This window comes from Amycolatopsis sp. NPDC047767 (assembly GCF_040704195.1).
In the GTDB taxonomy this organism is placed as follows: Bacteria; Actinomycetota; Actinomycetes; order Mycobacteriales; family Pseudonocardiaceae; genus Amycolatopsis.
Genome location: NZ_JBEYSJ010000024.1, coordinates 118,694 through 140,067, shown reverse-complemented (window position 1 = coordinate 140,067; position 21,374 = coordinate 118,694). Strand labels below are relative to the sequence as shown.

The window sequence follows — 21,374 nt, the reverse complement described above, 5'->3', positions numbered from 1 at the left end:
CCAAGGCCCACCCGAAACCGCCCAAGGCGCCGACCTCGCCGACGGACTACCCGGCACTCCCCTGTGGACCGACGTCACCGTCACCGACACCCACGACACCCCGGTGCCCGACGCCATCGTCGACGTCTGGCAGTCCAACCAGGACGGCTTCTACGACGTCCAGCTCCCCGACGCCGACGGCCCCGTCCTGCGCGCCCGCTTCCGCACCGACACCGACGGCCGCCTCAAGTTCTGGACCATCGTGCCGTCCCAGTACCCCATCCCCGTCGACGGTCCCGTCGGCGGCATGCTCGAAGCCGCCGGCCGGCATCCGTTCCGCGCACCGCACCTGCATTTCCTCATCGCCAAGCCGGGCTTTCGCACGCTGGTCACGCAGCTGTTCGTGGCCGGCGGCGACCACCTCGACTCCGACACCGTGTTCGGCGTCAAGAACGGGCTGATCGTCGACTTCGCCGAGCAGTCCGGCCCGGCGCCCGACGGCCGTGAACCGGAGGCCGGCTGGCGCCGCCTCGAGTTCACCTTCCGCGTCTCCCCCACCCACTGAACAGAGCGCCCACGCGCCTCCAGCGCCGGAGCAGCCGAGATAAAACCCGTTCAAGGGAACACGAATATGAACAACACCACCCCCACCTCCGTAGAACTCGTCGCCCGAGCCGAAGCCTTGCGATCCCAGCTCTGGGAAGACGCCCCGGAGGTCGACCGCACCCGCCGGCTGACCGACCGGAACTTCGCGGCCATGCGCGACGCGCAGCTGATGCAGCTGTTCACCCCGCGGCGCTTCGGCGGCCTGGCCGCGGACATGCGCACCTACTTCGAGGTCACCGCCGCCCTCGGGCGCGGGTGTTCGTCGTCCGCGTGGGTCGCCGGCGTGCTCAACGCCGGCAACTGGATGGTCGCGCAGTTCCCCGAGGAGGCCCAGCGGGAAGTCTGGGGCGCCGACCCGCTGGCCACCTCGTGCAGCATCCTGCAGCCGACCGGTGAGGCCGAGATCGTCGACGGCGGGATCAAGCTCAACGGCAAGTGGGGCTACTCGTCGGGCTCGAACCACTGCGACTGGGCGATCGTCGCGTACCCGAGCCCGAACGCGGTCAAGCCCGAGATGATGCTCGCGCTGGTGCCGATGAGCGACGTCGAGGTCGAGGACACCTGGTTCGTCACGGGTATGCGCGGCACCGGCAGCAACACGATCGTCGCGCGCGACCTGTTCGTCCCGGACCACCGGGTGCTGCCGCTGATGCCGATGTTCCGCGGCGACAACCTCGACGCGCCCGACGCCGTGCACCGCACGGCCCTCGCCGGCGTGCTGCCCGTGTCGCTGATGGGCTCGCAGATCGGTGCGGCCGAAGCAGCGCTGGAGTTCGTGATCGAAAAGGCCCCGAAGCGCCAGATCACCGCGTCGACGTACTCGGTGCAGGCGCAGTCGGTCGGGTTCCAGGTGGACCTCGCCGAGGCGGCGACCACGATCAAGGCCGCGCGGCTGATCGGGCAGCAGGCCGCCGATGTGCTCGACGAGCACGCCGGCCAGAGCCACCTGCCCGACGAGACCATCCGCTCGGGGCTGCGCATGGACATGGCGTGGGCCGTGAAACGCGCCAACGAAGGAGTGGACCGGCTCGTGACCGCCCACGGCACGTCGGCGTTCGGCGAGTTCAGCCCGCTGCAGCGCATCTGGCGCGACACGGGTATCGCCACGCGCCACGCGGCCTTCAACATCCGCATCTCCCAGGAGATCTACGCGAAGGCCCTGCTGGGCCTCAACCCCTACGAGATCAGTTTCCTGGTCTGAGATCCCGGCCGGCTTCACCAGACGTGCGGCAGGGGCGTTCCGCCCGCCCCTGCCGCGCCCGGCACCGCATTCCCCCCGAACGCGACCGAACGCGGGTCGCGGGCAAGCACGAACAGGAGAGACCGATGTCCGAAGACCTGCAGCAGCAGTTCCGCGAAGTGATGGCGCGGGTGGCCACGCCGGTTTCCGTGGTGACGGGACTGGCTCCCGACTACACCCCCTACGGCAGCACGGTGAGCGCGTTCGCCTCGCTGTCGATGGAACCGCCGATGGTGCTGGTGTCCCTCGTCAGGTCGTCCCGGCTCCTCGGGGTCATCCGGCAGTCGGGCCGGTTCGGGCTCAACATCCTCGGCTCGTCGCATTCCAAGCTGGCGCGCACGTTCGCCACCAACCTCACGCCGGAGGAGAAGTTCGACGGCGTCGAGTGGGACGTCGAGGGCGAGGTACCGCGGCTGGCGGGGGCGCTGAGCTGGCTCGCGTGCTCCGTCGAGCAGGAAGTGGAAGGCGGGGACCACATCGTGCTGTTCGGTTCGGTCCGGTCGCTGTGCAGCTGCGCGGGCGAACCGCTCACCTACCACCGCCGTTCGTTCGGCACGCACGCGACGCTCGAAGGCTGATGACCGGGGACGAGCCCGCCGAGCGCCTGACGATCGGGGCGCTCGCCCGGGCCACGGGGGTGGCCGCGTCGGCGCTGCGGTACTGGGAGAAGATCGGCCTGCTGCCCCCGCCGGAGCGCGTTTCGGGCCAGCGGCGCTACGCCGCGTCGGCGGTCGGGCTCGTCAAGTTGCTCCTGCTGCTGCGCGATTCCGGGTTCTCCCTGATCGAGGCGAAAGAGCTCGTGACGGCCCGGGCGATGGCGCCCCGGACCTGGCGTGAGCTTCAGCAACGCCGGCTCGCGGAACTCGACGAGCGCATCGCGTCCGCCCAGGCCGCGCGGGCCGAGATCACGAACGGGCTCGCGGGAACCTTCGGCAGCGCACCGGACTGAACCGGGGACTTCGCCGGGGGCGCCGACCTCGTCGACGCCCCCGGCACGCTACGCGGTGGCCGCGACCTCCTGCTCCGCGGCCGCACGCCGGATCCGCACCGTGCGGAAGATCGGCGGCACCGCGGCCACGATCGCCAGCACGACCGCGGCCAGGCCGATCAGTGCCGCGCGCTCACCCGTGCCGTACCACGGCAGGCCGAGCCCGCCGTCGAGCGAAATCGAGCCCGGGCCGCTGAAGGCGAACGAAATCGCCATGATCGCCAGCGTGAGCGGGTACTCGCCGCCGCCAAGGGAATTCCACAACGCGCCGCTCTTCGCGCTCATCGCGAAACCCGCCACCAGCATGGTGCCGGCACCGATGGCCGCGCCGAGCGGCGTGGCGAAACCCAGGACGATCAGCAGCGCCGCGCTCAGTTCGCACCAGGCGGCGAGTTTCGCCAGCGGCCGCGCCGGCACCTGCCCGAGTGCCGTGAAGACGACCGCGATCCCGTCCAGGCCGGGGCCCCGGAACCACCCGCGCAGCTTCTGGGTGGCGTGCGCGTACAGGATGAACGCCACGAGCAGCCGCAGGAGCAAGAGACCGACATCGGCCATCGTCACACTCATTTCCAGGTACCTCCGAACTAGAGTCACCGTCGTCGGCGAAACGCAAATCGCGAGCCACTCGGCCGAAATGCACCGAGCGCGAGAACCGTTCCACGACCGTTGCCGGGAATCCAGGTATTCGTCCCCCAGAACTGGACACCGCGTTGATACCGGAAATCGGCGACGGTAAGTCTCCGACCGCCGGCCGCTTCCGGCCGCCTCGTCCACATCGCGGGAAGTCGTGTCCGGCCTCGCAGGACACCGGTACTGACTTCGGTGTCCTGCGCACCTAGCGTCTGCGCCATGGCACCCGTCTTCCTGCTCGCGCCCGGCACCGACGCCGGGCGTCCGGATGTGGCCGGGACGCGCACACCGTCAATTCGACAGATCGGCACACCGCACGCGGAGCCGGATTCGACAAATTGAACGGCGACCCTGGTCGACGACGCCATGAACAGTGCGACTAAGGAGAAATCATGACCACGGAATCCGCTGCGCCTGTCGCGCAGAAGGTGCCCAGCCGGGAAGAGCTGGTCGAGCGTGCGAACAGCCTGCGCGCTCAGCTGTGGGAAGCCGCCCCGGAAGTCGACCGCGAACGCCGCCTGAAGACCGCGAACTTCGAGGCCATTCGCGATGCCGGGCTGATCCAGCTGTTCGTGCCGAAGCGGCTCGGCGGGTTCGACGCGGGCATGCGCACCTTCCTCGACGTGACGATCGCACTCGGTCGCGGCTGCGCGTCGTCGGCCTGGGTGACCGGGGTCCTCAACACCGGCAACTGGTGGGCCGCCAGCTACTCCGAGCAGGCGCAGGACGAGGTCTGGTCCACGAACCCCTTCGCCACCACCGCCGGCGTGCTCGCACCCACGTCCGCGGTCGAGGTCGTCGAAGGCGGCGTGAAGCTCAACGGCAAGTGGGGCTACGCCTCGGGCTCGAACCACTGCGACTGGGCCAGCGTCTGCTACCCCAGCGTGGTCCCCGGCGGCCGTGACATGAACCTCGCACTGGTGCCGATGAAGGACCTCACGGTCGAAGACACCTGGTTCATCGCCGGCATGCGCGGCACGGGCAGCAACACCCTCGTCGCCCGTGACGTGTTCGTGCCCGAGCACCGGTTGCGCTCGGCCACCGGCCTGCTCAACGGCGACAACGTCGCCGCGGGCCCGGACGCCAGCCACCGGGTCAGCCTCGCGGGCCTGGCCCCGCTTTCGCTCGCCGGTGCCCAGCTCGGCCAGGCACAGGCGGCGCTGGACTACGTGATCGAGAAGGCGCCGAAGCGGTCGATCACGACCACGACCTACTCGGCGCAGTCGGAGTCGGTCGGATTCCAGATCGACCTCGCCGAGGCCTCCGCCATGATCGCCGCCGCCGTCAAGACCACTCAGGACGCCGCCGACCAGCTCGACGACTACGCGGCCAAGGGTGAGCACCCGCCCGAGGTCGTGCGCACGGGCCTGCGGGTGGGCATGGCGCAGGCGATGCGCCAGACCTTCCACGCCGTCGACCTCCTGATGTCCGCGCACGGTTCTTCGGCCTTCGCCGAGGTGAACCCGCTGCAGCGCATCTGGCGCGACGCCGGGGTCGCTTCGCGGCACGCGGCCTTCAACATCCGCGTCAGCCAGGAACTGGCGGGCAAGTCCCTGCTCGACCAGAACCCGACCGCCGTCAGCTTCCTCGTCTGAAAAGGACAACTCGATCGTGATCGACGTTCACGCACACTGGTTTCCCCCCGCACTCACCAAGGAGTTCGACCGAGTCGCCGGCAAGAAGGTGTGGCCCGAGCACAGTCCCGAGCTGATCCCGCGGGTCGAGGAGCTCGAAGCCGACGGTGTGAACCTGCAGGTGCTCGGGCTCGGCCACAACCAGCCGTACTTCGAGGACGCGAGCAAGTCGTTGCACTGCGCGAAGTTCGCGAACGACCTCTACGCCGAGGCGGCCGACTTCGACGGCCGGCTCGAAGCCTTCGGCGCCATTCCCCTCCCGCACACGGAACAGGCCATCGCGGCAGCCGTTCGCTGCCTCGACGAGCTCCACTTCGCCGGGATCGGCCTGGGCACGACCGCCGTCGGCACCTCGCTTGACGACCCCGCCTACGAAGAACTCTGGGCCGAGCTCAACCGCCGCCGCGCGGTCATCTTCGTGCACCCGGTCGGCACGCCCGACACCTTCTCCACCGGGCTCGACGCGTTCATGATGGGTCCCAAGTACGGCGGCCCCATGGAAGCCACGCTGGCGACGACACACCTGGTCGTGTCCGGTGTGACGCAGCGGTACCCGGACATCCGGTGGATCATCGGCACGATGGGCGGCTCGATCGGCTACCTCTGGCGGCGCTTCGAGGAGATCACCGAGTCGGTCCACCAGGACCAGTGGCTGGAGAACAACCCCCGCCAGGAGCTCAAGAAGCTGTACTACGACACGACCCTGACCGACGACCCCGCCGCGATCAAGTTCTTCGCCGATTCCTTCGGCGCGGACCGGCTCGTCCTCGGCACCGACGCGCCCCGCGTGCGCGCCGGTGACTGGGCGAACCGGATCAAGGCCGTCCCCGGCTTCGACGAGCAGCAGTTGCGCGGCGTGCTCAACGACACCGCGGCGTCGCTCGGGATCGGGAAGTAGCCGGTTCCTCGAATCCGGGCACGGTTCGGGCCTTCCCCGAGCCGTGCCCGGTTTTGTTTCCCCGTCTCGCGAACGACCAGGAGTCACCTGCCCGTGGACACCAGAATCGCACTTGTCACCGGCGGGCAACCGCGGCTTCGGCCGCTCAGCCGCGCTGGCTTTGGCCGGCGACGGCGCGGACGTGATCATCACGTATCGCGAAAACGTGGAGGAAGCACACGCCGTCGTCAAGGAGATCCGCGCGCTCGGCCGGGAAGCGGGTGCCCTCCGCGTGGACCTGAGCCAGGCCGAGCGCTTCACCGAGTTCGACTGGGAGCTCGGCGAGCTCCTCGGCGACGTATGGGGCCGGACCACCTTCGACCACCTGGTGAACAACGCCGGCCACGGCATTCTCACCACGCTCGGGACCACGGCTCTCGACGACGTTCAGTCCCTTGTGGACGTCCACTTCACCGGCGTCTACTTCCTCACCCAGCAGCTCGCTCCCCGCATCGCCGACGGCGGCTCGATCGTGAACATCTCCAGCGTGCTCGCGCGCTCCGCCGGCGAAGGCTGGTCGGTCTACGCGGCGATGAAGGGCGCGGTCGAGGTGCTCACCCGCTACCACGCCCAGGAGCTGGGCAAACGCGGCATCCGCGTCAACGTGGTCGCGCCGGGCCCGGCGGCCACGGATTTCCTCGACGGCACGATCCGCGACGACGCCGCCGTGCGGGAAATGCTGGGCGCGCAAGCAGCCCTGGGCCGCGTGGCCGAGGCCGACGACATCGGTCCCGTGATCGCCGCCGTCCTGTCCGACCGGTTCGGCTGGGTCACGGGCCAGCGCATCGAAGCCTCCGGCGGCGCTGCGCTGTAAACCGAACGCCGGGGGGGGAGCCGCCGGGGCGAACCTTGTGTGAGGTTTGCCCCGGCGGCGGTGGTGGTCGGCGTGGTCAGTGGCCTCGGTTGACGTGCTGCACGGCCGCCGTTTCCTCCGGTGGGTCCGGCGTGAGGAGCGAGCCGGGGACGGCGCGGCCGGCGGCGCCGAGCTTGTTCATCTTCTTGGGCACCGTCGCGCCCTGGTAGTCGAGCGGGACGGGGTGGCCGTGGCCGTCCACGGGGCCCAGGGGCTGGTGGATCTCCAGGTAGCCGCCCGAGGGTGAGCGGGTGATGATGCCCGTCTCGATGCCGTGTTCGAGGACTTCGCGGTCGGCGCGTTGCAGGCCGAGGCAGACGCGGTAGGTGATGAAGTACGCCAGCGGCGGCACGATCAGCACGCCGATGCGGCCGGCCCAGGTGGTCGCGTTGAGGGAGATGTCGAACTGGTCGGCGATGATGTCGTTGAAACCGGACAGCTCGATCACCAGGAAGAAGCCCAGCGACATCATGCCCAGCGACGTGCGGACCGGCGCGTCGCGCGGGCGTTGCAGGATGTTGTGGTGCGCGGTGTCCTTCGACAGCCGGCGTTCGATCCACGGATAGGACAGCAACAGCGTGAACAGCAGCGGCATTCCGATCGCGCCGGGGAAGAACACAGCCGGGATCGTGTAGTTCCCGAGGTAGACCTCCCAGGCGGGCCAGATGCGCAGGAGGCCGTCGGCCCAGGCGAGGTACCAGTCGGGTTGCGAGCCAGCGGAGACCTGCGACGGGTTGTACGGGCCGATGTTCCAGATCGCGTTGATCTGGAAGAGCCCGGCCAGCAGCGACAGCACGCCGGTCACGATCGTGAAGAACGCCAGCGCCTTCAACGCGAACGCCGGGAAGATGCGGATGCCGACGACGTTCGTTTCCTTGCGCTTCACGCCGGGGAACTGTGTGTGCTTCTGGTACCAGACGATCGCGAGGTGCGCGGCGATCAACGCGAGCATGATGCCCGGGATGATCAGGATGTGCACCGTGTAGAGCCGCGGGATGATCTGGTTGCCCGGGAACTCGCTGCCGAACACGGCCCAGTGGATCCACGTGCCGATCACGGGGATCGACAGGATGATGCCCGACAGCGTGGCGCGGATGCCGGTGCCGGACAGCAGGTCGTCGGGCAGCGAGTAGCCGAAGAAGCCTTCGAACATGCCGAGGATCAGCAGCGTCGCCCCGATCAGCCACGTCGCTTCGCGCGGCCGGCGGAACGCGCCCGTGAAGAACACGCGGCACATGTGCACGGTCATCGCGGCGATGAAGATCAGCGCGGCCCAGTGGTGCAGCTGCCGCACGAACAGCCCGCCGCGGACCTCCATCGAGATGTCCAGCGTGCTCGCGAAGGCCCGTGACATCTCCAGACCCTGCATGTTGGTGAAGCTGCCGTGGTAGGTGACCGTCTCCATGGACGGGTCGAAGAACAGCGTCAGGTAGACGCCGCTGAGCAGCAGCACGATGAACGCGTACAGGCCGATCTCGCCCAGCAGGAACGACCAGTGCGTCGGGAACACCTTGTTCATCTGGTGCCGCAGGCCCTTGGCCAGGTGGTAGCGGTCGTCGACCGCCTTCGCCGCCACGCCCGCAGCCTTGAGCGCGCCCGGGTCGGACTTGGTCGGACTGGTCAGTGAGTTCATGTGATCCTCACTCGCCTACGCAGGACGGCCACCGCGAACACGGCGCCCAACACTTCGACGACGGACAGCACCCCATTTGTGACAACTCCCGCCGGTAACCACGCTCCGCACCCGAACGACACCACCATCGAGACGCCGAGCAGCACCGCGCCCAGCCGCCCGCGCGTGCGGAAGTGCCGCCAGACCCCCACCGCCGACAGCCCCGCGATCCCCACGGCCACGCCGACGGACAGCGCGGTCGGGTGCACCACCGCTCGGGCCACCGCGCCCACGCAGTGCAGCGCGACGATCACCGCCAGCACCCGGTCGATCCGCGCGACCAGCGGCGGGTCCTTCACCACGGCGTGGCCGTTCACCCGCCGCACGACCTCGGGCCCCGGCGTCATCGCTGATCACCCGGCGCTGTCGTGTCCAGCGGAACCGCGGCCGACCGGACCAGGCCCAGCTGTACCGACTGGCGGGGCAACAACGCGTCCAGCAGCCAGTCGACCGCGGTGCGCACGCGGTTGCCCGGCATGGCGAGCAGGTGGTAGGCGCGCGTGACGAGCTTCGCGACCCAGCCCGACAGCGGGACGTGCAGCGGGTTGGCCGCGGCCTGCGCACCACCGAGGTCGACGACGAACCCCAGGTCGTGGTGCTTGTACTCGCGCGTGATGCCGAAACCGAGGGACGCGGCGACGTTGCGGCCGGCCAGCGTCCCCTGGCGGGTGGCGTGCTGCGCGGTCATGGCGGTGACCTCGCCGGGCCGGGTGAGGTCGGGAACGGCGGCCGCGTCGCCACAGGCGAAGACGCGGCGGTGGCCCGGGACGGCGAGAGTGGTGTCGACGACGAGGCGCCCGCGTTGCGTCTCGAAGCCGGCGACCAGCGGGTCGGGGCGGACGCCGACGCACCACGCGATGGTGCGGGTCGGCACGAACTCGCCCGAGGTGAGCCACACGCCCTCGGTGGTGGCTTCGCGGACGGAGGTGCCCGTGAGCACCTCGACGCCCCGCTTGCGGAGGACTCGATCCGCGGCCCGGGACAGCCGCGGATCGAGCTCCGGCAGCACCTTGGGAGCCAGGTCGAGCAGCAGCCAGCGCGTCCGCTGCCCGTCGAGCTCCCGGTGCCGCCGCTGGACGGCCCGCGTGAACAGCGGGCCCTGGGCCGCGACCTCGGTCCCCGTGTAGCCGGCGCCGACGACGACGAACGTGCACCGCGCGTCCCGCTCCGCCGGTGAATCGGCGGTCGCCGCGAGCTCCACCTGGCGGATCACGTGGTCGCGCAGGTACAGGGCTTCGGCGACGCCGCGGAAACCGTGCGCGTGTTCGGCGACGCCGGGGATCGGCAGGAGCTTGGTGACGCTGCCCGCCGCGATGATCAGGCGGTCGTACCGAAGCTCGTGCACCGAACCCTCGGGGTCCGTATAGGACAGTCGATCTTTGTCCGGCGCGATCGACGTCACCGTGCCGAGAGCGAGCCGGACGCCGGGCAGGGTCGCCGGGATCGACACCGTCACCCGCCGCGGGTCGACGACGGCGGCGGCCACTTCCGGGAGCAACGGCAGGTACAGGAAGTAGTCCGTCTCGTTGACGATCACGATCTCGATCCCCGCCGCCTCGGGTAAAGCCCGGCGCAACGCGCGGGCGGCGTTGTAGCCGGCGAACCCGCCGCCGACGATGACGACCCTGGTCGGATCACCGTCCATGCGCCCAGCCTTTCTCCACGAGAGCCCTGACCCCGGTCAGCCTGCCACCGCGTGCCCGATTTGTACCCGCACTCGTCCGGTCACCCAGGACGGGATTAAATCTGGATATTCAACATCCAGGTTCACGCCACACGGCGAGGGCAAACCAGCCACAGCTCCTCATAACCAGGACATTAATCATCCCGATTAAGGGTGTCAAGACGGGCGTGCGAGCCGGGAATCCGGCCCGCACGCCCGTGAACTCTCAGCCCGCCAGCGCAGACGGATGCTGCGCCAAGGGCGTCACACTGACCCTCATGTACTTGAACAACGGCAGGTTCCACAGCAGGTCGTGCAGCTCGCCGTTGTCCGAGACGTCGAACACACTCAGGTTCGAGTACTCACCCACGACCCGCCACAGGTGGACCCACTTCCCCTCCCGCTGCAGCTTCTGGCTGTACGCCTTCTCCGTCGCCAGCAGCTCGTCCCGGAACGAGGGGTCGAGGTCCAGCGGCAGAGAGACGTCCATCCGCACCGCGAACAACATGCCGGCCTCAGGCGGGGTCGAGCACGAAGTCGTACCGGACCTCTTCGCCGGCGCCCGACGAAGCCGCGGTCGGCGAAAGGATCAGCGCGTCCTTCACCGCCGTGGCGATGTCGTCGCCGACGTGTTCGCCGCCGGAGAAGTACAGCTGCGTCGTGATCAGCTGGTGGCCCGGCGCGGACACCTTGATGTGCAGGTGCGCCGGGCGCCACGCGTGCCAGCCGGCGGCGGCGATCAACGCGCCCGTCGCGCCGTCGGTCGGGATCTGGTACGGCGCCGGGTGGATCGTGTGGATCGCGAAGTTGCCGTCGGCACCCGTGGTGAAGCGGCCGCGCAGGTTCCACTCGGGAATGCCGGGCGCGAACTGTGAGTACAGGCCGTCGTCGTCGGCCTGCCAGAAGTCCACGACGGCGCCCGCGAGCGGTTCACCCGACACCGAGCGCGCCTGGCCGAAGAAGCGCAGCGGCTGCCCGCCCTCGCCTTCGCGCATCGGCAGCGTGCCCTCCGCGCCGAACTCCGGAGCACCCTCCACGTAGTACGGACCTTCGATGCTCCCGGCGGTCCCTTCGCGGCTGGCGTTCGCGACCTTCTCCACCTCGTGCTCGATGAACACGTCGAGGAACAGCGGCCACTCACCGTCTTCGCCGACCCGGATCAGCCACGCCTTGAAGGCGTTGTACTCGTCGTAGGTCAGCTGGTGCTTGCGGACGACCTCGTGCAGCGCGGCCAGCGCGTCCGTCGCGATCGCGTCCACGCGGGCGGCGTCCGCCGAGGCAGAACCCTTGGCCCGCTCCTGGAAACGCTCGGTCGCCGACGCACCCGAAGCTGCGGCTGTGGGCGAAACGACTTCAGTCATGGCAAATACCTCTCTTCGTGGTGGGAATCAGTCCTGGCGGTAGCGCGCGAGCTTGTCCTCGTCGAGCTGGATGCCGAGGCCGTGGCCCTGCGGCACACGCAGCTCACCGTGCTCGATGCGCAGTGGTTCGGTGAGCAGGTCGTCGGTCATGTCGAGGAAGTTCGACAGCTCACCCGCCCGCCGTGAGGTGAGCTCGAACGCGGCCCCGAACGTCGCCGCGCACAGCGAGCCGATCTGCCCGTCGATCTGGTTGCCGAGCACGACCTCGACGCCGAGCCCGGAGCACTGGCTGAGCACCCGCTGCGAGTACGTGAAGCCGGTGCGCGCCGTCTTGATGCTCACGCCGTGGGCCGCGCCGGCCAGCAGCTCGCGGGTGACCTCGCCCGGCCGGGTGGCGCTTTCGTCGGCGTAGAGCGGGATCCGGCTCTGCGTGGCGAGCCAGCGGCGGCCGAGCACGTCGTCGGCCGGGCACAGCTCCTCGGCGAACAGCAGCCCGACGTCCTCCAGCGCCCGCAACGCGGCGGCCGACTCTGAGGCCGTCCAGCCGCGGTTGCCGTCGATGTAGAGCTCGACGTCCTCGCCGAGCCCGGCCCGCAGCGCCCGGCAGACGTCCACGTCGAGGCGGAACGGCTTGCGGCCCACCTTCACCTTGAACGTCGTGATGCCGTAGAGGTCGCGCACGCGCTCGGCCTCGTCGACCATCTCGCCCGGCTGCGCGAACCCGACCATGTGGCACACGCGCATGCGGTCGGTGTAGCCGCCGAGCAGCTCGGTCACGGACACGCCGAGGCTCTGTCCGATGAGGTCCCACAGCGCCATGTCGATCGCGCTCTTGGCGGCCGGGTTCCCCACCGTGCGGTCGAGTTTGGCGTGCACGGCCTCGCGGGCCAGCGGCGACATCCCCAGCAGCTGCGGTGCGAAAACCGAGTCGATGACGGCCTTGATCGAGCCCTGGGTCTCGCCGTAGGTGAACGGCCGGGGCGGGGCTTCGGCGGTCCCCACCAGGCCCTCGTCGGTGTGCACCCGCACGAGGATGTGCGCGGCCGTGTCCACCTCGCCACTCGCGAACCGCAGCGGTTTGCGGTACGGGATGGCGAACGGGATCGCCTCGATTTCGGTGACTTTCATCGCGATCCTTTCACAGGGGCCGGATCAGCGCCTGATCAGCGGACTGCGCACCACGTGGGTGCCCGCGGCGCGGTCGGCGGAGTCGAAGAAGTCCTCGCGGTAGATGTCCCGGGGGAACAACCGCGCCTTCATCAGCGCCTTCATGGTGTCCGACACCATGTCGGGGCTGCCGCAGATGTAGGCGACGTTCCCGCCCGCCCGGGGGTAGTCCTCGGCCAGCAGTGCCGGGACCCGCCCCGACCGGCCGTTCCAGTCGTCGCGCGAGAGCGCCGGCCGGTAGGTGAACCAGTCCGCGCGCGCTTCGAGCTCCTCGAAGTACTCCCGGTCGTACAGATCGTCCTTGGTGGCCACGCCGTGGTACAGCGTGACCTGGTACTCGCCGCCACCGTCCTCGTCGATGTGGCGGATCATCGCCTTCAGCGGCGCCAGTCCCGTGCCCGAGCCCAGCAGCAGGATCGGCTGAGTCCGAAGTGGACGGAACGAGAACCGCCCGTAGGGACCGGACAGCGTCACCTCGTCGCCGACCTTCAGGCCGGCGAAGACCCAGCCGTCGGTCGCGATCCCGTTTTCCGAGCGCTTCAGGTGCAGCTCGATCAGCGACCCGTTCGACGGCGTGCTGGCGATCGAGTACGGCCGCTGGTGCCCGCCGGGCACGTCGAGCAGCACGTACTGCCCGGGGTTGAACTTCATCGGTTCCTCGAGGGCGAGCACCAGCCGACGGACGTCGGGCGCGATCTCCTCGAGGCTGTCCACCCGGGCGCGGAAGTCGCGCACCGGGTGGACACCGACGCCCTCGTCCATGTCGACTTCACCCTCGAGCACCACGTCGCCGCGCGGCTGGGCCACGCAGATCAACGCGGCGCCCTCGTCGCGTTCGCTCTCCAGCAACGCGTACGGCGACGCGTCGCCCAGGTCGACCTCACCGTCGAGGATCTGGGCCTTGCAGGTGCCGCACGTGCCGTGGGTGCACGCGTGCGGCAGCCAGATGCCCTCGCGCAGGCACGCGTCGAGCACGGTCTGGTCCTCCCGGCACTGGATCTCGGCACCGATCGGTTCCACGCGGATGGTGTGCGTCGTCAAGACGAATTCTCCGTTCAGGCGGCGAACTGCAGCAGCGCCTTGTGGCCGATGCCGAGTTCGGTGAGCGAGGTGTCGGCGGAGCCGTCGAGTGGCCGGCCGTTCACCCGCCAGTCACGCACCGCCGCCGGGTCGAAGTCCGGGTCCGACGCGGCCCAGGGGCCGACGACCGTCTCCACGAACTCGCCGAAGCCCAAGGCCTTCGGCACGCGGAAGCACGCAGCCGAGCAGAACAGCGGGTTGCCTTCCCAGTGCACGTAGACCAGCTGGTCGTCGCCGAAGAGCTCGGCGCGGTCGGCCGACGGGAAGTCGTAGTCGTAAAGAGCTTTCACCGCCATGTCAGACTCCCTGTTCCACGTCGCCGTTGTGCCAGCCGATCCACGACTTGTGGTCGAGCGAGCCCTTGTACTCCCCGTTGTCGCCTTCCTGGATCCCGTACCACTCCAGGACTTCCGGCACCGACGGGCCACCGCAGTTGCCCTGGTAGATCTGGTGCACGGGCAGCCACGCCTGCACGAACTTCTCCGGCTCGCGCTCGAAGATCCACTGGCACCCGTCGCTGCAGGTGTGGAACTGCTCGCCGCGGAACTCGCTGGAGCGGAAGGAGGTCTTGGCCGGGTCGTCCTTCTCGGTGAACACCATGGGGATCTGGCAGACCTGGCACAGCTGGGGCAGGCCCTGGAAGAACATCCGGCCACCGTTGGCCTCGATGCGGTGGTGCTTCTCCCACACGGGCCGGTAGTGCTGGTCGAACGTCTCCGGGTACTGCTCGGCCAGCCACTTCATGTGCTGCTCGTTCGGCGCCTGCGTGGTGAACGAAGCAGCGAAGGAGAAGTTGTGCAGCACCTTGTAGACCTCGTGCGACAGCTTGTCCTTCTCCGCGATCGCGTCCTGCACGTGGCGCGGCGGGCGGATGCCGTAGAACTCCAGGTCCGGGAAGAGGCCACCGAGCATCTGGTCCTCGAAGTAGAGCTCGAACGCCTCCTTCCAGCTCATCACCGGCTTCGGCAGCATGTAGTCCATCATCCCGGCGACCAGCGCGGACATGCGGTACGCGCGCCAGAACCACTTGTCGATCCAGTCCTGGATGATCGGCACGTTGCCCTCGTCCTGCTCCAGCAGGAACTTGATGGCCTCCAGGCCGAGCGTCATGTGCCGGCTTTCGTCGGACTGCGCCGAGAACCCGAACGACATCGTCGGCATGTCACCGTTGAAGCTCGCGCCACTCATGAACGGCACGAACAGCAGGTTGGTGAGCAGGTACTCGAAGCTGAACGAGATCGAGATCAGGAACTCGAACGGCCCGGCCGTCATGGCGTCGTCGAACAGCGACTTCGGCACCGACAGGTACCACACGCGGTCGTGCATCTTCGACCAGCTGTGGAAGCCGCCGTAGTACTTGTTGTAGTTGCTGATCGTGTGGATCTGGGTCTGGCAGTGGCGCAGCTCGTCCACGCTCTGGCACAGCGCGGCGAACCGCGGCGCCGGACCTTCGAGATACCGCGCGAGATAAGCGAAGTGGCGGTGCGCGGCGTACTCCAGCGGCGTCACGCCCTGGATGAACAGCTTGATGGCGTTGAGGTAGCTGGCGTCCGCGAGACCGAGGTGGCCCTGGCTCTGCGCGAACCCGTCGAGCACGGCGTAGAGCCGCTTGTCCTTTTCGGCCTGATACTTGTAGTAGGCGTCCACGGTGAGGCGGAACGGGTCTTCCCAGCCGTCCCAGTCGTGGACCTTGATGCCCTCGTAGCTGGTGTAGGGGAAGAGCTGTTCCTTGGTGACGTAGCTCGGGTCCCAGTCGAGGTCACGGGTGAGCAGCGCGTAGCGCTCCTTGAGCGGCAGCTTGCGGCGCGGTGCGGTCTGAGTCATGTCCTAGTGCTCCCACTTCACGATGATCCGGTCGTCGTCCCACTCGGAGAGGTTCCCGGCGAACGAGACGATGGCCAGCTGGAACTCGCCGGTCTCCCACTCCCGCCCGAGCTCGCGCTCCACCGACTCCCGGTTGATCACGATCTGGCCCGCGGCCTGGATCTTCACCAGGCCCGGCAGGTGGCGGACGGTCAGCTCCGGGTTGTCGGCCCGGATGGCGGCGACGAGGCCGCGGTTCTCTTCGGACTCCTGGATGTCGATGCCGACCTGGCGCAGGGTGTCGCTCACGCCGCACCCCCGGTGACCTTGGCCCAGCGCTGCTCGGCGGCGGCCGTGGTGCGCGCGAGCGCGGCGACCGTGCCGGCGTCGGGCAGCTGGTGGTCGACGACGCGGGCCAGCTCCGTGGCCGCTTCGTGCGCGAGCGGGTTCCACGTCGCGACGATGCGGGACAGGTGCTCGCGGTTCTCCGCGCCGTGCTCCTCGTCGTCGGCCCACGCCTTGATCAGCGCGTCGAGCCACTTGCGCTGGTCCTTGAACCAGGTGTGCAGGTACTGCGTGAACAGGCTGTACGCGCCGGCGCCGGTGGTGAGCGCGATCTCGTCCAGCTCTCGGTAGAGCACCGGGTAGACGAGCGAGTCGACGAGGTCGATGGCGACCAGCCCCTCGGCCCAGTCGGGCGTGACCATGGCTTCCTCGGTGAAGCGGCGCAGCGGCTGCAGGTGCTCGCTGTCGAGCCACTCGCGCTTGGCGACCTGCAGCAGGTCACCGGTGCCCGCGCCCAGCGCGATGCCGACGCGGGAGAGCATCTGCGCGTTGCCGATGCGGTCGAACGCCGCGTAGGTGCAGCACTGCTCCAGGGAGGTGCCGTACGCGAACCGCGCACCGCCGACGCTCACCATCTGCGCGCCGGATTCGTAATGGCGCAGGGGAAGGATGGCCGTGGTGAGCACCGTGCGCCACGCCGTGGGCAGCTTCGCCAGCAGCTCGCGCTCCTCGAGGTACGCCATCTGCTTGGTGAACTCGTCGTGCAGGTTCGCGCGGTTCGTGACGTACGGCGTGTAGTAGAACTGGCGCGGATCCGTGTAGCTGTAAGGATCCTTGAGTTTCAGTGCGGTGTAGTCCGCGTCGTAGAGCGCACGGTGCTGGTCCCACGTGGGCCGGTAGTGGAAGTTCTCGCGCGGCTCGACGTCGAGCGTCGCCTCGAGGTAGCGGCTGGCCGGCTGGTCGCCGAACCGGTCGATCACGTTCTGGTAGGTCTGCCTCTTCGGCTCGATGACCTGATACCGCAGTTCGTATTGCATCAGTCCTCTTCCAGGTCAGTGGTGGGCGGGGAGGGGGGCCGGCGTCAGCAGGCTCAGCAGCAGCGCCCGGAGCTCCTCGTCGCCGGCCAGGCGCCGCGGAGCGTCGTCGGGTTCACCGGCGATCACGAGCTGCACGGTCGCTTCCCGGCCGGACATCGCGGTGCGGATGCGCGCGCTGCGGTCGGAAAAGCCCACGGTGAAAGCGAGTTCGCCGTCGGCGCTGTCGTCGACGAGGCTGAACACCGGCCCGTGCTCGCGGAGGATCGCGTTGGCTTCGCACACCAGCTGCTCGGCGAGGGAACGGATGATCACCTGCTCGTCGGTGGCCACGGCCACCGATCTCGGGGCGGCCGGTTCGGTGGCCGGCACGGGGGCTTCCTCCCCGTCCAGCAACGACTGGACAGCCAGCATGAACGGGGTCACGGCTCCTCCTTGAGTCCGGGAAAACCTCGACCAGGGAATACCTGGCATTTCCCGATTGTTTCCGACGGATTCGGAAATGAGAAATACTTACAACTTCACGATCGATAGATGCGGCTTATCAATCGCGCTGGCTCAGCGCGGACCGCCGAGCAGCGAGTGCGCGCGAGAGAGCACCTTGGCGACGTGCGGCGAGAGGTCGTCCGCGCGCGTCGCGGCGGCCAGCTGGACCTCACGGGTGGTGCCCGCCAGCGGCCGGTACTGCGAACCGGTGATCTGCAGGTGCCGCACGGACGCGGGCACCAGCGCGACGCCCAGCCCACCGGCCACGAACGAGACCAAAGTGGACGTCTCGCCGACTTCCTGCACCACGGACGGCACGAAACCGGCCTGCTGGCACGCGTCGAACACGGCGTCGTAGACCACCGAACGGTGGCGCGAGGGGTAGCAGATGAAGGGCTCGTCGCGCAGGTCCGCGAGCCGCACGGTGTCCCGCTCGGTGAGCGGGTGGCTGGCGGGCAGCACCGCGATCAGCGGCTCGCGGCGCAGCACCTGCACGACCAGCCCCGGCTCGCGGACGGGCGGGCGGAGGAAACCGATGTCGAGGGTCTCCTCCACCAGCGCCGTCACCTGGTCGGGGGTCAGCATCTCGCCCTTGAGGTCCAGCTCGATGCCCGGGAAGTCGCGGCGCAGCACCCGCGCGAGCGAGGGCAGCAGCTCGTAGGTGGCCGAGCCGGTGAAGCCGATGGCCACCCGGCCGACGTCACCGCGGGAGACCCGCCCGGCCTCGACGCCCGCGGCGTCCACCGAGGCGAGCACCCCACGGGCCCGGTCGAGGTACCGCTCGCCGGCCGGCGTGAGCTGCACCTTGCGCGTGGTGCGCGTCAGCAGTTCGACGCCGAGCTCGGCCTCGAGCTGCTTGATCTGGTGCGACAGCGCGGGCTGGGCGATGTGCAGCCGGTCGGCGGCCCGGCCGAAGTGGCACTCCTCGGCGACGGCGACGAAGTACCGCAGGTGCCGCAGCTCCATCCGGACCTCACCTCCGACCCACCTCGGTTCACACCGCCAGCGACTCCACTGTTCCAGCCGGCTCGTACTCCGGCCAGGCCGACTGCGGACCCGCCTGGTTCAGCAATTCTGCCGGGTCGTCGACCGGAGGGTAGATCCACTGCTCGTTGATCGTGTGCTTCAGGTCCTTCGCGATGTGCTCGGTCATCTGCACGTCGCGGTCCCAGCCCGACGTGACGACCGCACCGGCCGGCCCCAGCGAGAGACAGGTGACGTACGGCGCAGGCTCGAACCGGACCAGGGCCTCGTCCAGCAGGTCCGCGGCCACGTTGTGGCCCGCGAACTTGCCCTGGGGCAGGGCGTGCTGGCAGCTCTGCATCACCACGCGGCCCTCGGCGGGCGACACCGCGGCAGCCGTGTCGCCGGCCGCGTAGACGTCCGGCACGCCGCGAACGCGCAGGTACTCGTCCACGTCCAGGCGGCCGAGGTGGTCCTTCTCCGCCGCGATGAACGACGTGAGCGGGCTGGCCGTCATTCCGGCCGTCCACACGACCGTCGACGCCGGGATCACCGTGCCGTCGGACAGGCGCAGCTCGTCGTGGGTCAGCTCCTCCAGGCTGACGCCGAGCCGGACCTCGACGCCGAGGTCGGCCAATGCCTTCTTGATCGCCGGCCGCGGGCCCTCGCCCAGCTCCGGCCCGACGGCGTCGAGCCGCTCAACGAGCACCACCCTGGCGTCGTCGGCCAGCTCCTTCAGCCGCCCGACGAGCTCGGTCGCGATCTCCAACCCGGTGAACCCGGCGCCGACGACCACGGCGGTGAACCGGCCGGGCCCCGCTTCGCGGTCGGGCAGCCGGCGCAAGTGTGAGTCGAGCGTCGCCGCGCCGGCGAGGGTGTCGATGTCGAAGAGGTGCTCGGCGCCGGGAAACGTGGGGCGGACGACCTGGCTGCCCGAGGCGAGCACGAGGCGGTCGTAGCCCAGCGTGGCGGTGGTCCCGTCGCGGCGGACCGCCTCGGCGGTGCGCGCGCCGGTGTCGATGCCGACCACGGTGCCGGCGACGCGGCGCACGCCGATCGGCCCGAGCACCCGGTCGAGCGGCACGCGCATGCGGTCGGGATCCGCCTCGTAGAGCCGCGGCCGGATCACCATGTCGTCACCGGCGTTCACGACGGTGACCTGAAGGTCCTTTTCGGACAGTCCGCGTTCCTGGCGGAGCTTCACGGCACTCGCGGCGCTCCACACCCCGGCGAAGCCGCCGCCTACGATCAGGATCCTTGCCATCCGGATTCTCCTCCTGCACGACACCGTGTCGACCACCGTCGGTCAGCGGCCAGTGACGTCGAACCCTACGAATCTGGATATAGACTGTCAAGGTTCCGCGAGCCCGGACGCCCACTGATAAACGGGAACGACGAATCCATACCTTCGCCGTCCGAATCTCGCCACCCCGATGTCCCACCAGCCCGGACGTCATCCGCTCGAACCTTCCAGGAGGCTCGGCATGAAACTGACCACGATCCGCACGAGAGGCGGCACGCGCGCGGCGCGGGCCGAAGGCGACGGCACGCTCGCCGAGCTGCCGTACCCGGACATCGGCGCCCTGCTGCTTGATCCACTGGTTGATCCACTGGCTGATCCACAATGGCCGGTCGCCCCGGCACGACGGGTGCACGAGGTGATGTTCTGCGACCGGGCACCGTTGCTGACCCGCCCGGGGAAGGTGGTCCGGGTCGACCTGGCGCGGCGTCTTTCCGCGTGACCCGGCCGGAGTCGTTCGCCGGGCCGCGAGACGCGATCGCGCTGACTCAGGAATCCGTGGCGGCCACGTGGAAAGCCGAGCTCGCGGTGGTCATCGGGCGGCTCGGCACCATCGCGGGGTTCTCGATCCTGAACGAGGTCACCGTGGGGTGGTTGTCACTCGGGCCGGCGCTGGTGACCCCCGACGAGCTGCCGGGCGGCCTGCGGCCCCGGCTGGCCTTGCACAGCTTCGTCGACGGCCGGCCGGTGCAGAAGACCGACACGGGCGACCTGGACTTCGCCGCGTTGGTCCACCGCGTTGCGCAGCGCGTGCGACTCGAGCCGGGTGACGTCGTCGCGGCCGGACACGACGAGGTTCCGTTGTTGCTCAGCGAAGGTTGCGTGCTCGAAACGGAGATCCACGAGATCGGTTTCCACGAGAACGTCGTGGAACGGGTTACGTGAGTGTCGCCGTCGCCCGGAAGGTGCCGAGCCGGTCGGCGATGCGGTGGCTGATGGCGAGGCTCGCCTCGGTGACGTGGTGGGCGGCCTCGGCCACGGCTTTGCGGGTGAACGTCTCGCTCAACCCGGCGATGGAGACGGCGCCGACCGGGGTACCGGTGAGGTCGGTGATCGCGGCGGCGACCGAGGTCGTGCCGCGCTGGAACGACTGGCTGACGACGAACCCGTCGCGCCGCGCCGCCGTCAGCACGGCGGCCAGCTCGGTGAAATCGGGCGCGGGCAACCGTTCCGCGTCGCAGGTGAGCGTGACGAGCCGCCGCACCGCCTCGGGTTCCAGCACGCTGAGCGCGGCCTTGCCACAGCCGGTGCGGTGCGCGGGCGCACGCAGGCCGACGCGGTTGCGCATCGGTCGCGGCTGCCGGCCGGTGATGCGGTCGAGGTACACGACCCAGCCGTCGACGAACTGCGCCAGGTGCGTTTCCTGCCACGTGCCCAGCGGCAGCCGCCGCAACAGGCCTTCCGACGCGGTGGCCAGGCCGGTCCGGTCGATCACCTGCCCGCCGAGCCCGACCAGCGCGGCGCCGAGCCGGTACCCGCGCCGCGGCACCTGTTCGAGCATCCCGGCCTCGCACAGGGCCAGGCACAACGAGTGCGTGGTGCTGCGCGGGAGCTGCGTGCGTTCGGCGAGCTGCCGCACGCTGAGGGTCGGCTGAACGGGGGTGAACGCGTTGAGCACGACCATCGCCTTCGCGACGGACGCGTTCCCTTTCGACGCGACGACCATGATTGCCTCCGTTCGCCCCCGATGCGG

The 21,374-nt window shown here is 69.4% G+C and carries 24 protein-coding genes and 1 pseudogene; 9 read left to right on the top strand and 16 right to left on the bottom strand.

From position 1 onward, the window contains the following. The 4 genes and pseudogenes from AB0878_RS34265 to AB0878_RS34250 all read left to right on the top strand — a co-directional run. A pseudogene (locus AB0878_RS34265) lies at nt 1–544 on the top strand (alcohol dehydrogenase); the annotation flags it as partial. Between the two features lie 66 nt (nt 545–610). Beyond that, on the top strand, nt 611–1,786 hold the full coding sequence (locus AB0878_RS34260) for an acyl-CoA dehydrogenase family protein (RefSeq protein ID WP_366584350.1): 1,176 nt from the start codon (nt 611–613) through the stop codon (nt 1,784–1,786). Between the two features lie 125 nt (nt 1,787–1,911). Next, complete coding sequence (locus AB0878_RS34255; protein WP_366584349.1) at nt 1,912–2,403, top strand: flavin reductase family protein; 492 nt, start codon at nt 1,912–1,914, stop codon at nt 2,401–2,403. Beyond that, nucleotides 2,403–2,774, top strand: a complete 372-nt coding sequence (locus tag AB0878_RS34250) for a MerR family transcriptional regulator (RefSeq protein WP_366584348.1) — start codon at nt 2,403–2,405, stop codon at nt 2,772–2,774. Before AB0878_RS34255 ends, AB0878_RS34250 begins: the two co-directional genes overlap by 1 nt. A gap of 48 nt (nt 2,775–2,822) precedes the next feature. On the opposite strand, the gene AB0878_RS34245 is transcribed toward AB0878_RS34250, so the two are convergent. Next, nucleotides 2,823–3,380 (bottom strand): DoxX family protein, encoded by a 558-nt coding sequence (locus tag AB0878_RS34245; protein ID WP_366584347.1) that lies wholly within the window; start codon nt 3,378–3,380, stop codon nt 2,823–2,825. 455 nt (nt 3,381–3,835) lie between these two features. Between AB0878_RS34245 and AB0878_RS34240 the strand changes: the two genes are divergently transcribed. The 3 genes from AB0878_RS34240 to AB0878_RS34230 all read left to right on the top strand — a co-directional run bounded on the left by AB0878_RS34240 (nt 3,836) and on the right by AB0878_RS34230 (nt 6,828). Then, entirely contained in the window at nt 3,836–5,038 is a 1,203-nt protein-coding gene (locus AB0878_RS34240) for an acyl-CoA dehydrogenase family protein (RefSeq protein WP_366584346.1), read from the top strand. A gap of 16 nt (nt 5,039–5,054) precedes the next feature. Then, the gene (locus AB0878_RS34235; protein ID WP_366584345.1) at nt 5,055–5,975 is read left to right on the top strand and encodes an amidohydrolase family protein; all 921 of its coding nucleotides are present in this window, start codon (nt 5,055–5,057) and stop codon (nt 5,973–5,975) included. A 112-nt stretch (nt 5,976–6,087) separates the two neighbouring features. Further along, complete coding sequence (locus tag AB0878_RS34230; RefSeq protein WP_366584344.1) at nt 6,088–6,828, top strand: SDR family oxidoreductase; 741 nt, start codon at nt 6,088–6,090, stop codon at nt 6,826–6,828. Nucleotides 6,829–6,904: 76 nt separating this feature from the next. Here the strand turns inward: AB0878_RS34230 and AB0878_RS34225 are convergent, their stop codons facing one another. The 14 genes from AB0878_RS34225 to AB0878_RS34160 form a co-directional block, all read right to left on the bottom strand. Next, nucleotides 6,905–8,500, bottom strand: a complete 1,596-nt coding sequence (locus AB0878_RS34225) for a ubiquinol-cytochrome c reductase cytochrome b subunit (protein ID WP_366584343.1) — start codon at nt 8,498–8,500, stop codon at nt 6,905–6,907. Continuing rightward, nucleotides 8,497–8,886, bottom strand: a complete 390-nt coding sequence (locus tag AB0878_RS34220; protein ID WP_366584342.1) for a hypothetical protein — start codon at nt 8,884–8,886, stop codon at nt 8,497–8,499. Before AB0878_RS34220 ends, AB0878_RS34225 begins: the two co-directional genes overlap by 4 nt. Beyond that, nucleotides 8,883–10,184, bottom strand: coding sequence for an NAD(P)/FAD-dependent oxidoreductase (locus AB0878_RS34215; protein WP_366584341.1), 1,302 nt, complete (start codon nt 10,182–10,184; stop codon nt 8,883–8,885). Before AB0878_RS34215 ends, AB0878_RS34220 begins: the two co-directional genes overlap by 4 nt. Before the next feature lie 244 nt (nt 10,185–10,428). Beyond that, nucleotides 10,429–10,710, bottom strand: a complete 282-nt coding sequence (catC, locus tag AB0878_RS34210) for a muconolactone Delta-isomerase (RefSeq protein WP_366584340.1) — start codon at nt 10,708–10,710, stop codon at nt 10,429–10,431. Between the two features lie 7 nt (nt 10,711–10,717). Then, nucleotides 10,718–11,563 (bottom strand): catechol 1,2-dioxygenase, encoded by an 846-nt coding sequence (catA, locus tag AB0878_RS34205; protein WP_366584339.1) that lies wholly within the window; start codon nt 11,561–11,563, stop codon nt 10,718–10,720. A gap of 27 nt (nt 11,564–11,590) precedes the next feature. After that, the gene (locus AB0878_RS34200; RefSeq protein ID WP_366584338.1) at nt 11,591–12,691 is read right to left on the bottom strand and encodes an enolase C-terminal domain-like protein; all 1,101 of its coding nucleotides are present in this window, start codon (nt 12,689–12,691) and stop codon (nt 11,591–11,593) included. Between the two features lie 24 nt (nt 12,692–12,715). Continuing rightward, the gene (locus AB0878_RS34195) at nt 12,716–13,771 is read right to left on the bottom strand and encodes a 2Fe-2S iron-sulfur cluster-binding protein (RefSeq protein ID WP_366584337.1); all 1,056 of its coding nucleotides are present in this window, start codon (nt 13,769–13,771) and stop codon (nt 12,716–12,718) included. 14 nt (nt 13,772–13,785) lie between these two features. Then, nucleotides 13,786–14,106, bottom strand: a complete 321-nt coding sequence (locus AB0878_RS34190; protein ID WP_366584336.1) for a phenol hydroxylase subunit P4 — start codon at nt 14,104–14,106, stop codon at nt 13,786–13,788. A gap of 1 nt (nt 14,107) precedes the next feature. Beyond that, nucleotides 14,108–15,634 carry a YHS domain-containing protein gene (locus AB0878_RS34185; RefSeq protein WP_366584335.1) on the bottom strand — a complete coding sequence of 509 codons (1,527 nt, stop codon included), beginning with the start codon at nt 15,632–15,634 and terminating at the stop codon, nt 14,108–14,110. Between the two features lie 3 nt (nt 15,635–15,637). Next, nucleotides 15,638–15,922 carry an MmoB/DmpM family protein gene (locus tag AB0878_RS34180; protein ID WP_220244472.1) on the bottom strand — a complete coding sequence of 95 codons (285 nt, stop codon included), beginning with the start codon at nt 15,920–15,922 and terminating at the stop codon, nt 15,638–15,640. Continuing rightward, nucleotides 15,919–16,935 carry a phenol 2-monooxygenase gene (locus tag AB0878_RS34175; protein WP_366584334.1) on the bottom strand — a complete coding sequence of 339 codons (1,017 nt, stop codon included), beginning with the start codon at nt 16,933–16,935 and terminating at the stop codon, nt 15,919–15,921. Before AB0878_RS34175 ends, AB0878_RS34180 begins: the two co-directional genes overlap by 4 nt. Before the next feature lie 15 nt (nt 16,936–16,950). Beyond that, nucleotides 16,951–17,358 (bottom strand): hypothetical protein, encoded by a 408-nt coding sequence (locus AB0878_RS34170; RefSeq protein WP_366584333.1) that lies wholly within the window; start codon nt 17,356–17,358, stop codon nt 16,951–16,953. Nucleotides 17,359–17,490: 132 nt separating this feature from the next. Further along, nucleotides 17,491–18,384: a LysR family transcriptional regulator gene (locus AB0878_RS34165; RefSeq protein WP_366584332.1), complete on the bottom strand. Its 894-nt coding sequence runs from the start codon at nt 18,382–18,384 to the stop codon at nt 17,491–17,493. Nucleotides 18,385–18,412: 28 nt separating this feature from the next. Then, nucleotides 18,413–19,645, bottom strand: coding sequence for an FAD-dependent oxidoreductase (locus tag AB0878_RS34160; RefSeq protein WP_366584331.1), 1,233 nt, complete (start codon nt 19,643–19,645; stop codon nt 18,413–18,415). 220 nt (nt 19,646–19,865) lie between these two features. Between AB0878_RS34160 and AB0878_RS34155 the strand changes: the two genes are divergently transcribed. Beyond that, nucleotides 19,866–20,123: a hypothetical protein gene (locus tag AB0878_RS34155; RefSeq protein WP_366584330.1), complete on the top strand. Its 258-nt coding sequence runs from the start codon at nt 19,866–19,868 to the stop codon at nt 20,121–20,123. Next, nucleotides 20,120–20,566 (top strand): fumarylacetoacetate hydrolase family protein, encoded by a 447-nt coding sequence (locus AB0878_RS34150; protein ID WP_366584329.1) that lies wholly within the window; start codon nt 20,120–20,122, stop codon nt 20,564–20,566. The genes AB0878_RS34155 and AB0878_RS34150 overlap by 4 nt, the downstream gene beginning before the upstream one ends. Here AB0878_RS34150 and AB0878_RS34145 read toward each other — a convergent pair. Next, on the bottom strand, nt 20,559–21,347 hold the full coding sequence (locus tag AB0878_RS34145; protein ID WP_366584328.1) for an IclR family transcriptional regulator: 789 nt from the start codon (nt 21,345–21,347) through the stop codon (nt 20,559–20,561). The genes AB0878_RS34150 and AB0878_RS34145 overlap by 8 nt on opposite strands. Nucleotides 21,348–21,374 lie beyond the last annotated feature (27 nt).

Excerpts from the sequence above, each read along its gene's own strand:
- AB0878_RS34165 (WP_366584332.1), bottom strand. The coding sequence starts at position 18,384 with ATGGAGCTGCGGCACCTGCGGTACTTCGTCGCCGTCGCCGAGGAGTGC.
- AB0878_RS34260 (WP_366584350.1), top strand. The coding sequence starts at position 611 with ATGAACAACACCACCCCCACCTCCGTAGAACTCGTCGCCCGAGCCGAA.
- AB0878_RS34175 (WP_366584334.1), bottom strand. The coding sequence starts at position 16,935 with ATGCAATACGAACTGCGGTATCAGGTCATCGAGCCGAAGAGGCAGACC.
- catA (WP_366584339.1), bottom strand. The coding sequence starts at position 11,563 with ATGACTGAAGTCGTTTCGCCCACAGCCGCAGCTTCGGGTGCGTCGGCG.
- AB0878_RS34215 (WP_366584341.1), bottom strand. The coding sequence starts at position 10,184 with ATGGACGGTGATCCGACCAGGGTCGTCATCGTCGGCGGCGGGTTCGCC.
- AB0878_RS34245 (WP_366584347.1), bottom strand. The coding sequence starts at position 3,380 with ATGAGTGTGACGATGGCCGATGTCGGTCTCTTGCTCCTGCGGCTGCTC.
- AB0878_RS34250 (WP_366584348.1), top strand. The coding sequence starts at position 2,403 with ATGACCGGGGACGAGCCCGCCGAGCGCCTGACGATCGGGGCGCTCGCC.
- AB0878_RS34200 (WP_366584338.1), bottom strand. The coding sequence starts at position 12,691 with ATGAAAGTCACCGAAATCGAGGCGATCCCGTTCGCCATCCCGTACCGC.
- AB0878_RS34160 (WP_366584331.1), bottom strand. The coding sequence starts at position 19,645 with ATGGCAAGGATCCTGATCGTAGGCGGCGGCTTCGCCGGGGTGTGGAGC.
- catC (WP_366584340.1), bottom strand. The coding sequence starts at position 10,710 with ATGTTGTTCGCGGTGCGGATGGACGTCTCTCTGCCGCTGGACCTCGAC.
- AB0878_RS34185 (WP_366584335.1), bottom strand. The coding sequence starts at position 15,634 with ATGACTCAGACCGCACCGCGCCGCAAGCTGCCGCTCAAGGAGCGCTAC.
- AB0878_RS34220 (WP_366584342.1), bottom strand. The coding sequence starts at position 8,886 with ATGACGCCGGGGCCCGAGGTCGTGCGGCGGGTGAACGGCCACGCCGTG.
- AB0878_RS34255 (WP_366584349.1), top strand. The coding sequence starts at position 1,912 with ATGTCCGAAGACCTGCAGCAGCAGTTCCGCGAAGTGATGGCGCGGGTG.
- AB0878_RS34145 (WP_366584328.1), bottom strand. The coding sequence starts at position 21,347 with ATGGTCGTCGCGTCGAAAGGGAACGCGTCCGTCGCGAAGGCGATGGTC.
- AB0878_RS34190 (WP_366584336.1), bottom strand. The coding sequence starts at position 14,106 with ATGGCGGTGAAAGCTCTTTACGACTACGACTTCCCGTCGGCCGACCGC.
- AB0878_RS34155 (WP_366584330.1), top strand. The coding sequence starts at position 19,866 with ATGAAACTGACCACGATCCGCACGAGAGGCGGCACGCGCGCGGCGCGG.
- AB0878_RS34225 (WP_366584343.1), bottom strand. The coding sequence starts at position 8,500 with ATGAACTCACTGACCAGTCCGACCAAGTCCGACCCGGGCGCGCTCAAG.
- AB0878_RS34240 (WP_366584346.1), top strand. The coding sequence starts at position 3,836 with ATGACCACGGAATCCGCTGCGCCTGTCGCGCAGAAGGTGCCCAGCCGG.